The 13,724-nt window shown below is 45.0% G+C and carries 8 protein-coding genes; 2 read left to right on the top strand and 6 right to left on the bottom strand.

Annotated elements, in window-relative coordinates; genetic code table 11:
• Nucleotides 1-17: 17 nt before the first annotated feature.
• The 6 genes from BT112_RS15580 to BT112_RS15560 all read right to left on the bottom strand — a co-directional run bounded on the left by BT112_RS15580 (nucleotide 18) and on the right by BT112_RS15560 (nucleotide 8,420).
• Entirely contained in the window at nucleotides 18-1,091 is a 1,074-nt protein-coding gene (locus BT112_RS15580; protein ID WP_083564960.1) for a TlpA disulfide reductase family protein, read from the bottom strand.
• Nucleotides 1,092-1,213: 122 nt separating this feature from the next.
• Nucleotides 1,214-2,311, bottom strand: coding sequence for a TlpA disulfide reductase family protein (locus tag BT112_RS15575; protein ID WP_175545810.1), 1,098 nt, complete (start codon nucleotides 2,309-2,311; stop codon nucleotides 1,214-1,216).
• 35 nt (nucleotides 2,312-2,346) lie between these two features.
• The gene (locus BT112_RS15570) at nucleotides 2,347-3,309 is read right to left on the bottom strand and encodes a RagB/SusD family nutrient uptake outer membrane protein (RefSeq protein WP_245777054.1); all 963 of its coding nucleotides are present in this window, start codon (nucleotides 3,307-3,309) and stop codon (nucleotides 2,347-2,349) included.
• Nucleotides 3,233-3,757 (bottom strand): hypothetical protein, encoded by a 525-nt coding sequence (locus BT112_RS22080; RefSeq protein ID WP_245777053.1) that lies wholly within the window; start codon nucleotides 3,755-3,757, stop codon nucleotides 3,233-3,235. Before BT112_RS22080 ends, BT112_RS15570 begins: the two co-directional genes overlap by 77 nt.
• A gap of 13 nt (nucleotides 3,758-3,770) precedes the next feature.
• On the bottom strand, nucleotides 3,771-6,935 hold the full coding sequence (locus BT112_RS15565; RefSeq protein WP_175545809.1) for a SusC/RagA family TonB-linked outer membrane protein: 3,165 nt from the start codon (nucleotides 6,933-6,935) through the stop codon (nucleotides 3,771-3,773).
• A 300-nt stretch (nucleotides 6,936-7,235) separates the two neighbouring features.
• Nucleotides 7,236-8,420 carry a FecR family protein gene (locus BT112_RS15560; RefSeq protein WP_175545808.1) on the bottom strand — a complete coding sequence of 395 codons (1,185 nt, stop codon included), beginning with the start codon at nucleotides 8,418-8,420 and terminating at the stop codon, nucleotides 7,236-7,238.
• Nucleotides 8,421-8,636: 216 nt separating this feature from the next.
• Here BT112_RS15560 and BT112_RS15555 point away from each other — a divergent pair, with 216 nt between their 5' ends.
• Together BT112_RS15555 and BT112_RS15550 are read left to right on the top strand one after the other, a co-directional pair.
• Nucleotides 8,637-9,173 (top strand): RNA polymerase sigma factor, encoded by a 537-nt coding sequence (locus tag BT112_RS15555; RefSeq protein ID WP_072318308.1) that lies wholly within the window; start codon nucleotides 8,637-8,639, stop codon nucleotides 9,171-9,173.
• Between the two features lie 262 nt (nucleotides 9,174-9,435).
• Nucleotides 9,436-13,488, top strand: a complete 4,053-nt coding sequence (locus tag BT112_RS15550; RefSeq protein WP_217652402.1) for a hybrid sensor histidine kinase/response regulator transcription factor — start codon at nucleotides 9,436-9,438, stop codon at nucleotides 13,486-13,488.
• The last annotated feature ends 236 nt before the right edge of the window (nucleotides 13,489-13,724 follow it).

Here is a 13,724-nt window from a genome sequence, read left to right as displayed (position 1 = left end):
GCTGTGCCCGAAAGTCTTTAATCAAACAGTTCGGACAGTTTTTTGTTTAGGGCTTCTCCCCGTAACCCTTTTGCGATGATCTTTCCTTCCGGAGAAACCAGGAGCGAATATGGAATGGCATAAATATCATAATACACGGCAATTTCATTCTGATATCCTTTGAGGTCGGAGAGCTGGGGCCACGGCAGATGATCTTCTTTGATGGCTTTTACCCATTTTATGGCATCGGTATCCAGGGATATGCCAACGACCTCAAAGCCTTTATCTTTATATGTGTTGTATACCTTGAGAATATTGGGGTTTTCAGCCCGGCAAGGCGCACACCAGCTGGCCCAGAAGTCTACAAGGAGATATTTTCCTCTGAAATCTTCGTACGATATGATGTTGCCATCCGGGTCTTTCTGTGAAAAATTGAATATAGAGGCCTGGAGCGCATACTTCCTGGTCTTCTCCAGTTTTTCTGCAATGAGCTTTCCGGTAGTACTTTTTCGGGTCGTTTCGCTCAATGCGGAAAAAAGGGGAAAAACCGTATTGTAATCTTCGGTTCTGGCCATCTGATAGACCAGGTTTGCAGCCATACCGCTGTCCGGATGTTCCCTGATGTAGGCCGCGGTCTGTTCGGACTTTTTTGTATTCAGCTCATCGATCTCTTTCTTTATGGCGGATTGTTGTGTTTTGGAAGCTGTGCTGTATGCATTCCATTTTTGAATGATGTTGAGGGTCAGGTCTTGCATTTCCAGGCCAAAAAGGGTTGCTTCTTTTTCGGCTCCGGAACCGTAAATATCTACTTCCAGAGCATTGGCTCTTCCGGTAAGGTAAATGGTGCTGTTTTCGGAAATAAAATCCAGAAATTTACGGCTTGGCAAAAATGTGGTCAGGATCTTCTGGTATTCCGGGATGTCGGCCTCCCAGGTAAATCTTCCTTGTGTTACCGGTACGGTGTCGTACTGGTAACTACCATCTGTATGCTGGTAAAAAAAGATAGCCAGCGAATCTGCTGAGGCCAGGATATCGCCAAGTACATTCATTTTTTGGGCATATATCGTTGCTGAGCATAGGAGACTGATGAGAAATATAACTATTTTTTTCATGTTATTGGATTGGATTTAAATAAGAGATGCGGTCTTACCGAATGATAATATCCCGCAAAAAAAGTCCGGTCTATTGTATTGTTGTGAAACGTGGATCTGATCTGCCAGATAGTACATATATTTTAGTCGATGATTTCCGACAGTTTTTCCTCCAGTTCTTCTCCTCTGAGGTTTTTGGCAATGATTATTCCCTGAGGGTCGATAAGGAAGTTCTGAGGGATGGCCGAAATACCATACGCTATTGCTACGGCATTGTGACGTCCTTTTAAGTCGGCAAGCTGTATCCATTCGAAGCCATTGGAAGTAATGGCATTTCTCCAGACGGATTCTTTATCATCGAGGGAAACCCCCAGGATCTCAAAATTCTTGTGCCCGTATTTTTTATACACCCGTTTCAGATAGGGATATTCGGCCCGGCATGGGCCGCACCAGCTTGCCCAGAAATCGATCAGTACATATTTTCCTCTCAGATCTGAAAGCGATACCTCAACACCTTGATCGTTAATCTGGGAGAAATCCGTCGCCTTTTCTCCGATAGCCAGTCTTCGTGTAAGAACAATTTTTTCTTCAAGTTCTTTAAAACGGGGAAAATTCCCGAATTCAGGTTTCAAGATTTCCATAAGGGATTCGACATATTCCAAATCGTTGATCAATACGGTATTGGATTGCAGTATCCAGAAGGAAAATCCGGATTTGGGATGGGTTTTTACATAATGCTGTGTTATGCTTCTGATTATTTTGCTCCTGGCATATAACAATCGCTTAAAAGCGGCGGTAGAATCTTCCGGGAGTTCTTCCTGTTGTCTCTTCCATATTTTGTAGACCACATTTCCAACAGAATCCACAATACTCCGATAGGCCTTAAAATCTTCCTGTGCTTTGCTGCCTTTTATTTCTGCTGTTTGCACGGAAGTGCCTTGGATTGTTGTGGTACCGAGGTCGAGCATAAAATTCACTCCTTCGCTGATGATACTATCCTTTTCCTTGTCGGAAGGATAATGGTATTGAACAGATATAGCGGCCTGGGTAGGATGATCGAGTTTTCCGGTAAAGACAAACCTGTTTTTTTCTGCCATGACAGAGTCTGCAACCTTACGGTTTCCGTCCCGGTAATACAGCAATACTTTCATAGGGACATCGTCTCCGGTAAGATGTCCTTTGATCTTATAATTATTTTCCTGAGCTATGGCCGATGTGACAAAACATAGAAGCCAAAGCAAACAAAATTGTTTTTTCATATGATATTTTTACAGATTTAATTGGTGTAGCCCGGGTTTTGGGACAGGTTAGGGTTTGTAGTTCTGCTGGCTTGTGGGATCGGAAATAACTGATCGGTAGTTTGCCAGTTATCTCCTTTGTATTCGGACAGGATTTCATCGGCACGGGATACAGATGGGTCGATTCGTCCCGGCCAGCGTTTGAGATCGAACCAGCGGTGACCCCATTCGCAAAAGAACTCTATCCTTTTTTCCTGCTCGATGGCAGCAATAAGTGCTTCTTTTGTATTGAGATTCCGCAGATCGTCCAAATTGGCACGCCGCCTGATCTTGTTGATATCTTCGGTGGCTTCATCAAAATTGTTCTGCTGTGCTCTTGCCTCAGCCCGGATCAGGTATTGTTCTGCTACCCGGAACACCTGGTTGTACTCTATTGCTGAGGGGTTGGAAAAGGTACGCTTATATTTGGCAGAATGTGGGTAGATATCTCCTTGGGTATTATAGTCGATAGTCCAGGCGAATCTGCGGTAATCTCCCTCCTCAAAAGCGGCAGTAAGCCCGTCATTGAGAACAAAATTGGGAGCTGCCGAAGGGTAGAAAGCAGATGCCATCCATATCGAAGAACTGAAGGCTGGTACAAATTGCAGAATACCTTCCTGACTGTTAGCCAGAAAAACTTTGCCAGGATCGGGTTCCAGGTGGTACAGGTCGGTTTTCCGTAGAATTTCGGAGGCCGTAATTTCGGCATTTTCCCAATCTTTCATGTAAAGGTAAACTCTCGCCAGTAGTGCTTGTGCCGCCCCGGTAGTTGCCCTGATCTTCTCTCCTCCGTACGACCGGAAGTCTTCGGGAAGTACTGCGATAGCTTCCAGCAAATCTGTTTTGATCTGTGTATATACCACCTCCGTATCTGCACGGGGGAGTTCAGCGGTTATCGCCGGATTGGTTTCGAGCACCAGAGGTACATCTCCGAAACTGTTGACCAGGTAAAAATAGCACATAGCCCGGATAAACTTGGCTTCGCCAATCAGGGGTGCGATGTATGTTTCGGGTTGGGTAGACGTCTCGAGCGAGCCCTTCAATGAGGGCATTGGCGGTATAAACATTGTTGTAAATAAAACCCCAGTAATTATCGACGTAAATATTGTCGGGTAACAGGCTGTTCGTCACAAATTCTCCGTACAGGAAGGAGTAGAAATGATGAATTTCATCGGCAGACATGCCATTGAACATTGTAGCATTAGTTCCCAGACCTCCCTGTGTGCCATCGGGATTAGCCATTTTGGCATACATACCCAGGACAGCTGCATGTATGGTTGTCGTATCCTTAAAAACGTTATCTGTGACCAGCTGGTTGTGTGGAGTGTCGATTTCGATAAGATCCTCACAACTTATAAAAGTCATAATTACCACTATAAACAAGATATATATATTGCTATGTCTTTTCATTTTTTTCATTTTTTTAGAAAGAACAATTGATTCCCACGGTCAGCATTTTCAGTGGAGGCAGGGACAGGGGGCCTGTTTCCGGATCATAACCGTCGTAACGGGTGAGGGTTAAAAGGTTCTGCCCCCTCAGTGCTATTCCTGCACTTTTTATAACCGTTGATTTCAGCAGGGAAGCGGGGAATTGATAGGAGAGGGATACGTTTTTCAACCGGATGAAGGAAGCATCGGAGAGGATCCCGTTGGAATAGATATACTGGTTGTTGTAGGCGATGTAAGCATCACTTCCGGTATCCTGGGAATAGCGGAATCCTTCGTTGAGGATATCTCTGTTGAAGTTAGATATTGTTCCGGGAATATTGCTGTTTTCCCGTATTCCGTTTTTCATTTGCCGCACAAACTGCAACAAGATATCCAGTCGTAGATTTTTATATGTCAGGCTGTTGCTAAATCCGCCGTAAAAATCGGGGGTGCTTCGGTCCAGTAATTTATAATCACCTCCCAGGGTTTCTGTAAGCCCTGAGGTAATCTCTCCATCGTTGTTTACATCTTCTACGGTAACGACACCGTTGACAAGGCCGGTAAAAATATATCCGCTGAGATTTCTTATGGGTTTGCCTTCTATGAATATTCCCCTGTAGACAGTGTTTTCAAGCCCTGGAAATGATATCAGGCGGTTGCGGGGTATCGTGATGTTGAACGCACTGTTCCATGAAAAATTGTCGTTTTGGATGTTCATGGAGGTAAGTTCGAATTCCATGCCCTTGCTTTCCACCAGTGCGGGGAGATTGGCCTGGAAGGAATCGAAACCGGTCTGGGCAGGTAGCGGAGCATTGATGAGCTGGTTGTCAGTACGGTTTCGGAACCAGGAGGATGTCAGGAATATCCGGTCTTTAAAAAAACCGGTTTCCAGGGAAACTTCTGTTTTACGGGTTGTTTCCCAACCATAATTCCGGTTAGCGATACGTTGTGGTATGATTACGGCATCATTGTATTTGTAGTACCAGTTGCCATAAGAGTCCAGGTAACCATAGTCGGATATCTGGTCGTTACCGACACTACCGTAGCTGCCCCTTAGTTTTCCATGACTCAGCCAGGGTAATTTATTGCTGAACCAGGTTTCATTGCTGAAAATCCATCCGGCTCCTACCGAGCCAAAATTACCCCATCGCTTATTTTCTCCGAAACGTGTAGAGCCGTCGCGGCGTGCGGTGAGGGTAAGAAGGTAGCGGTTTTGGTGGACGTAGTTGATGCGTCCGAATACAGAAGCAAAGTTATACTCGCGGAAATTGTTGGTGTAGGAAGTGATTTCTCCTGCTGCTGCGAGGCTTCCCAGCAGCTTATCCACCGTGTACCCGGTGGCTCTTACATCGAAAGGCTGAACGTAATCGGATGCCTGAAAACTTCCGCCCAGCATGATCGATAATTTACCGGATCGGAAATACCGGACGTAATCCAGTTGTGGCTCTACATTGAAAGTTTCTACATAATTAGAGGCAAACAGGGAGGTAGAACTGTCTGCTGTCCCGGGTTCCACCGAAGACAAAGGGATTTGTATATTACTGGTTTGTGATATCTTGTTATAGCCCAGGTTTGCAGTAACGGTAAGATCGGGCGTAATTTTGTAACTGATTGTAGTATTGGCCAGCAGGTTTGTCGATTTGAATATCGACTTTTGCATGAGATAGGACATGGGATTGCTCAGGTCGGAATTAGGTATCCAATATAGTGAGCCATCGGTGTTGTATAGCGGATAATTTGGAGGTAAATGATACACGATTCTCGTTAGATCTGCTGCGCTCTGGTTGTTGTCTTCCTTGGTATAAAAGGCACTGACACTAATCCTGAACTTATTATCCGAGGAAGTACTTTCAACGCCTAAATGTGAAGAGAGGCGCCGGTATCCGAGACTACCGGGAAATACCGTTGTCTCTTCATGGAAAGTATTGGAAAAGATATAACTGACACGATCACTTCCTCCTGAAAACGAGGCGGATACTTCGGTTTTCTGAGCCGTATTTTCAAGAAATTCCTTTTGGAAATCCGTGTTGTTGTTCCGATCCCAATCCATCAGGTCGGGAGCATTATTAGAGGTGGGCGTTATCCCGTCATTGGCAAAGGCTTCCTGTCTGATGTTTAAGTACTGGGAGAGTGATAGTGTAGATACCGTATTGGTAATTTTGCCCATACCGGTATAGGTGTTTACATCCAGGCGGTGACCCTTTCCCCTGGATTTTTTGGTTTTTATGAGTATAACTCCATTGGCACCCCTGGATCCGTATATTGCAGTGGCATCGGCGTCCTTGAGTACTGTTATACTTGCAATATCATTCGGATTAATAGAGTTTAGCGGGTCTATGGGCCCGGCTGCAGATCCGTAACCGGTGACAGGGTTTACGGGAGAGGCGTTGAAAGGAACCCCATCTATAATATATAAAGGTTGTTCTCCGCTGGCTATAGATACCTGTCCGCGTATGGATACGTTTGGTTTACTCCCCGGCAACCCGTTGCTTTGTGCAATGAACATGCCGGGAACTTTTCCCTGTAATGCTTCCAAGACATTGGTTACCGGCTGCCTGGCGATGTCTTCCGAAGTGATAGTGGATACGTTTCCCGTAGCCAATCGTTTTGACGTTTTTCCGTAACCGATCAGTACCATTTCATCGAGTTCGTTGATTTCTTCCTTCAGGCTGACGTCTATGGTGCTTTGATGACCTACCGTAACCTCTTGTGTCGTGTAACCAAGCGATGAGTAGACCAGGACATTTCTGGTATCGGAAACCACGATTTCGTAATGTCCGTCCAAATCGGTAGATGTTCCCATAAAAGTACCCTTAATAAGCACCGTAGCACCGGGAACAGGCAATCCGTTCTTGTCGGATACTCTACCTGAAACCTTGATTTGTTGCGGTACGGTTTTCTCCTTGATAATAATGGTATTATTTGTCGTGAAGATGATATCGAAATTTTGAGCAGACAAACTTTTACGAATGAGCGAACCTATAGTTACCGTCCCTTTTTTTAATTCGACCCTGGGGGAATCCCGGAACATTTCCGACTCATAAATAAAGGAGTAATCTGTCTGCCGGGTAATAATGTCGAACAATTCATCTATGGAAATAGTTCGATTGTGGTCAATTCTTATACTGGTATTTTGTGCACCCAGCTCTATAGGAACCATGCTGAATACCGTTGTACAAAATAATAAAGCAATCAATTTCATAACGAAATGCAAATGCCTTATCAGGTAATGATTGTTACCTGAGTTAGCGTTAGTTTTCATAAATTTACAGGGTTGTTAGTTAGTATTATTTTCTTTCTGACGATGCACGGGAATAAAGGCGTGAATTTTTGACGAGATTTGACCTTTGTTCCCTTTTTTCATGCTTTTTGGTTAGGTGTATGTAGTATTCATTTCATTTGAAGTATGGTTAGACAATACGTTGATGATACTCTTTGTTTCTGCTACAGGAATATTATCTCATCGGATAATTAGCGTTTTTTCGTGTATTTCATAGGTATCGAAGCCCTGTTTGATGATATCCATGACCTCTTCTATGGACTGTTTTTTATGAATGGTTCCGTTAAATTTTTGCTTTTTGAGTGAGGGGTTCTGGAAAATAACATCCATGTCGTACCATCTGGAAAGTACTTTCATGATTTCGGCAAGACTTTTATCCTTAAAAGTGAAATATCCGTTTTTCCAGGACACTTCCCGGGAAGTGTCTACGGTATTAAGCCTGATACGGTTGTCTGCGCTTTGGAGAACAGCTTGTTCGCCCGGACGCATCACGCGGGAATCTTCTCCGGAAGCTATTTTTACAGATCCTTCTACCAGGGTTGTGTAAACAGTGGCTTCGTCAAGGAAAGCTTTTATGTCAAACTGAGTACCCAATACCTCAATTTCCTGCAGCTCGTGATGTACCGTAAATGCAGCACCCTGATGTGCGGATGCCGGAGATATTTCGAAATAAGCCTCGCCGTAGATAAAGCGCACTATTCTGGGTTTTCCTTCTTCGAAAGTTACAGGATAACTGATTTTTGATTCCGAGTTCAGCCAAATCCTGGAACCATCGGATAGTGTCATGGCATATTGTCCGCCCCTGGGGACCGTCAGCGTATGGAATGCCGTTGTGTTTTCATCTCCTGGTTTTTTCGTGTATATGAGTTCTTTGCCGTTGGTCGTAGCATTCGGAATGGTCTTTGTATCAGACCCGGAAAGGGTCAGCTCTGTCCCGGTGGATAGCGTCAACACTGCAGTATGCTGTCCTGGAACAATACTATTTCGGACTATCACCGGTTGTTCCTCACCGGAAAAAGGTATCAGGCCACTCCATGTGGTTTTGAGCATAAAACCTGCGAGAACGAGTATTACAGCTGCTACGGCGATATACCTGTACATTTGTTTGTTTACCGGAAGAACTTTTGGATAGGTATTGATCTGCGGTTTTATTCTTAACCAGGCCTTTTCGGGATCGAATTCGCCATGAGCTTGTTTCTTATTTCCGTACCATGTGGCTTTTCGAATATTATCGTAAATTTTTCTGTTTTCGGGAGACGTTTCTACCCATCGCTGTACGGCCTTCTTTTCGTTCTCATCGGATTGACCGATGATTACACGGGCTATGAGACGGGAAATATGGTAATACTGTTTGGAAATATTCATTGTTTTTGCTATTGTGTATATGGCATCGCCGGAGATTTCCGGAGTTTTTACCATATAACTGCGCAATAAGGATTTGGTAGTATCTTTCTTTGTGATTTTAACATAAATATTTTAAAAATGTTCCGTAAACTCCATTATGACATGTAAATTATGGGGTATAGGAGGATACTTCCGTTCTTTTTTTATATTTACCCTTTCTAATTCGTTACTGCACTATTGAAAAGCTTAATTCCGGATATCAAAAAGGGAGATCAGGAATCATTCAAGGCATTCTTTGATGATTTCTATCCCATACTGTGCTCTTTTGCCAAAAAATACGTTGGATCTTCAGATTTGAGTGAGGATATTGCCCAGGAAGCCTTTATCAGATATTGGGAACAGCGTGGAAAGTTTGATCATATCCGGAGTGTTAAAAGTTTTTTGTATATCGCGGTCAGGAACCGTTGTCTAACGGTCTTGAAAAGAAACAGGAAAATAACGGATGAGTCTGTATTGCTATCGGTGGAAGGGGCATCTTTTCTCAAAGAGAATATTCTGGATCAGGAAATATTTCACCATGTCCGGCTGGCCGTGGCAAGTCTTCCTGCCAGGCAGGCCGAGATCGTGGATATGACACTGGAGGGCATAAAAAATCCTGAGATTGCAGAAAGACTCGGAATTACAGAGAATACCGTAAAAACAATCAAAAGAAATGCCTTTAGGAAACTTCGGGAATTGTTAAAAGACAGGTACTATCTACTCCTGTTTTTTTAGAGGAGGGTATGCATCTTTTCTAAACACTGCTGAGGACGGATATCCTTTTATCGAACTTACGGAGCAGTGCCCTAATCCCGAAGCCTGTATGAAGAAGATTACACCATAGTATATTTTTTTATTTATTTTGTACGAATGGATCGGTTTATGCTGTTTTTTTATGATGAAATATTAATATTTTTTGTGAAACCTTGACGAAAAACAAATGTGAGCACTCCTTTTTTTATTAAGTTCGCAACGGGCAGATAGTAATGTTTGATCGATGAGATTTGTTTTACTTCTTGTGTTTTTTGTTTTATGCTCCGGAACCGGTCATGCGATACAGCTCCCCGACTACCGTTTTTACAGCATGCCCGAAACTTCCTATTACGGAGGAATACACAGCATTGCCAAAGATCGCATAGGGCGGATCTGGTTTAGCGGGTACGATGCCCTATTCGTATATGACGGCAACACCTACACGCAGATGAATGACCTGGCGACCTGTCATTCTCCCATGTCTTACTGGACGTACGGGCGGGTAGTCACCGACAGCTCGGGGGCCTTATACGTGGCTACGAATCGGGGGCTACTGCGTTTTGACTATGAGACCTTGAGGTTCGAACTCGTCCTGCAGGGAAATATCGGAACGGTCACAACGGCAGAAGATGGTACGGTCTGGTTGATCAGGGATCAGGAGATCGAATCTTTCGGCCCCGGTGAGTTGTCTGGTTTAAGGAAACATCCTTTATCCGGCGGAGCTACGCCGTCCGCATTGATGGATACGCCCGAGGGAGTGTATGCTGCTTCGGGAAATACGCTGTACCGTCTGGATCGGGGGCATTATACACCATATACCCATGTGGAGAATCCGCTTTCGGAAATCCGGGACGTTTTGGTTGTCGGAACATCGAAATACATACTTACTGCACTGGACGGTCTTTATGTATGTGATGACAAGGGAGAAATAACCGCTCATTTCAGGCTGGAGTCGGCAGATGGCAAAACCACCCGTGCCAAGGGCCTTTATTATGATACGGCCGGTATGGTATGGATCGCGACGCAATCGGGGCTTTTTCTTGTCGATCACGCTACGGGAGAGGTCCGCCTGCTCCGTTCCAATCTTCACTATCCTTATTCCCTGCCCAATAATTCTGTATGGAGTATATACCCGGACCCGGACGGGGGAGTGTGGATAGGCACTTACGGGGGCAAACTGGCGTATATGACCTTTTCGGATAACGATGTCAATTATTTTAAGGCTACTCCGGGCGGACTGAATCATCCTATTGTAAGCTGTTTCGAAGAAGATGAAAAGGGAAATTTGTGGATAGGAACGGAAGGAGGCGGCCTGAATTACTGGGACCGGGGTACCGACCGGTTTTCGTATTATACACAGGAGAATCATTCGGGGCTGAATTTTAACCTGGTCAAAAACCTGCATTACGATAAAGAGCAGGAGATTCTCCGCGTTTCTACGTTTAACGGTGGCCTGCAGCAACTCGACCGTAACGGGGAGCATTTCAGCGATCTGCAGGTGTACCGCCCCGAAACTTCAGAACCGTTGAGTGTCTATGATTTTGCCCGGGAAAAAGATGCCGGTATCTGGATGACCAATCCCGATGCCGAGTTGTTATATAAGGATCTGGGGACCGGGAAGGTCACGGAGGTTGCCGTTACCGATGATTCCGGGAATAAGGTTCCGATGAAGATCGAGACGCTGTTTCGTGGTGCGGGCAACGAACTATGGCTGATGACCTATGAAGGTTTATATGTTGTGAATGTAAATACTCTCGCAATTAAAAAACACTATTATATAGACCAGGCACCATATCCCGTAAATAACCTTTGCTCTTATTACATCGCTTCGGATTCGACCGTCTGGTTCGGTACTCACGGTGGCGGGGTTAACCGTCTCTACAGGGACGGGCGCTATATGAATTACGGGGCGGCAGAGGGCCTTCCGGGGAAAACCGTTTTCGGTATCTTGGAAGATACGGAAACGCACGACATCTGGATGAGCACCAATAGCGGGCTGTATTATTATGAGGATAATACCGGCGAGATCCGCGCTTCTGCCATCGACAACTCCAGGCTATGCGGTGCATTTTATGTACGATCCTGTTTTAAGACCTCCGGCGGAGAAATGCTTTTCGGGGGAACCGACGGTTTTATCATGTTTACTCCCGGAAAGATGAAGCAGAATCTTCAGAAACCGCGGGTCTTTTTTACCGGATTGCTGATCAATAACGAAAAAATAGTTCCCGGGGACAAAGGATCCCTGCTGAAACAGGATATATCCACATGGACCGGCCCGACGGAAAAGGACCGCCGGATCGTACTGACTCACAAACAATCTAACATCGAGGTGAGGATGTCATCCAACAGCTATTTGCAGGCCGATAAAAACCGGTATGCCTACCGGATGCTCGGTCTTTCGGAGCAATGGTATTCTTTACCGGAGGGACAGAAATCCGTACAGTTTTTTAACCTTCCCGCAGGTACGTATCAATTCGAAGTAAAAGCCGCAAACAACGATGGCCTTTGGGGTGATGATATTTCTACGCTGTCTTTCAGGATCACCCCTTCTCCCTTTGCTTCGGGGTGGGCCTATCTGATCTATTCCTTACTTTTACTGGGCATCGTATATATAACCTGGAGATATTTTACAAACAAAAAGATATTTGCCCACCGGCTCCGTATAGAACAGTTGAAGGAGCAAAACATGAAGATGCTGACACAGGCACGGATTAATTTTTTCACCCATATTTCCCACGATCTGAAAACGCCGCTTACCCTGGTGATAGACCCGTTAAAGCAATTAAAGACGCTTCTATCCGGTCAGCAGGCTGCGCAAGCCAATGCTTACGTGATGCTTATCGAAAAAAATGTAAACCGTATTCAGAACATGATAAGCCAGCTGTTACAGTTCCGGGAGATCGAAAGTCAGAAAATAACGAGTAACGAACAACCGGGAGACATAGTCCGGTTTGTCAAAGACATTTTTTCTTTATTTGGTGTGTATGCGGAACAAAGGGATATCGAAACCACGGTTTCAACCGGGATTACGGGTTTTTACACCCGGTTCGATCACGACATCATAGAAAAAATTTTCACCAACCTGTTTTCCAATGCTATAAACTACAACATCCGAAACGGGTATGTAAAGGTAGCGATGCGTTGGGTGTCGCCGGATGAACTTTCCGGTATGGGCCTTCCGGAGAAGGCAGATAGTGCTTATATGGCTTTTGCCGTAACCAATAGCGGAACAGAGATTCCTGACGATAAAAAAGACGTTATTTTCGAATCTTATAACCGGTTGCTCCAGGAACAGCCTGCTTTTGAAAAAGGAACGGGGCTCGGTTTGGCGATAGTACGCGAACTGGTGAATCATCTCGGAGGTAAAATCTGTCTGGATTCTGCACATTCGCAGGTGACTTTTACCGTAGTGCTGCCATTGGAGAGGGGCGTGGAAGGCATGAGTTCCGGGAGTCCTGCTTACGAACATACGATTTCGGAGATCGGGCATATTATAAACCGGCAGGAAGAACCCCGGTGGCCCGATGAACAGCGGCGTAAGGCGTATAGTATAGTGGTTATTGAAGACGACAAGGGGCTTCGCGATTATATGAGGCAGCGCTTATCGCGGTATTACAATGTCTATACCGCAGTGAACGGACAGGAGGGCATAAGCAGGGCAGAAAAGATATTTCCCCAGGTGGTGATCACGGATCTGATGATGCCCGAAGCGGACGGGTTTGATGTTTGCCGGAAACTTCGCGATAATATCAGGACCAGCCATATCCCGATCGTGGTCTTGTCGGCCCTTGGCGGAAATACCGAAAATAAGATCAGGGCGCTCGAAAGTGGTGCCAATGTCTTTATAAACAAACCCTTCGATATGGATTACCTGCTCAAACAGGTAGGCAGTCTCATTGCGGATCAGCATAGGCTCAAAGAGCGTTACAGCAGAAAATATATTGCAGAGCCTTCCGAGGTTACCATATCATCTACAGACGAAAAGCTGTTGAAAACGGCTATGGAGCATATCGAGAAAAATATGAGTACCGCAGATTATAACGTCGAGTCCTTTGTGGCGGATATGGGAATCGGGCGTACCTTACTGTACCAGAAAATGAACGATATACTGGGGATGTCCATCAAAGAGTTTATCATGGATATCCGCCTTAAACGTGCGGCCCGCTTACTGGAAAAATCCGATGTAACCATTGCGGAGATATCCTATATGACAGGGTTCAAAAACCCGAAATACTTCAGCACCTGTTTTAAGAAACAATACAATTTAACCCCTTCCGAATTCAGAAATAGGCTATAAACACCTGTTTTTTTTGCCTGATTGTCAAAATTTTACACCTTACGTACAGAATCGAACCATTTCCGTACAAACCGGGACCAACGGAACAAAACCCTTCCTCTACTTTTGAAACAGCCATACGACGATTGTCCGTCCCTGCCGGCTGAGCGATTTGTTTAACCCTTAATCGGCATCATTACCGGAAGCATCTGCAAAAGGTGTGCAGGCCGGAACGGACATCCCGAAAAGTATGTTGT

The organism is Sinomicrobium oceani, from assembly GCF_900119185.1.
Lineage (GTDB): Bacteria > Bacteroidota > Bacteroidia > Flavobacteriales > Flavobacteriaceae > Sinomicrobium > Sinomicrobium oceani.
The sequence above is the reverse complement of the archived record's forward strand: the minus strand, read 5'-3'. Positions and strand labels throughout refer to the sequence as shown.

Coding starts and splice junctions, on each gene's coding strand:
- BT112_RS15580 (WP_083564960.1), bottom strand. CDS start 1,091: ATGAAAAAAATAGTTATATTTCTCATCAGTCTCCTATGCTCAGCAACG.
- BT112_RS15570 (WP_245777054.1), bottom strand. CDS start 3,309: ATGTGCTATTTTTACCTGGTCAACAGTTTCGGAGATGTACCTCTGGTG.
- BT112_RS22080 (WP_245777053.1), bottom strand. CDS start 3,757: ATGAAAAGACATAGCAATATATATATCTTGTTTATAGTGGTAATTATG.
- BT112_RS15565 (WP_175545809.1), bottom strand. CDS start 6,935: ATGGTTCCTATAGAGCTGGGTGCACAAAATACCAGTATAAGAATTGAC.
- BT112_RS15560 (WP_175545808.1), bottom strand. CDS start 8,420: ATGAATATTTCCAAACAGTATTACCATATTTCCCGTCTCATAGCCCGT.
- BT112_RS15550 (WP_217652402.1), top strand. CDS start 9,436: ATGAGATTTGTTTTACTTCTTGTGTTTTTTGTTTTATGCTCCGGAACC.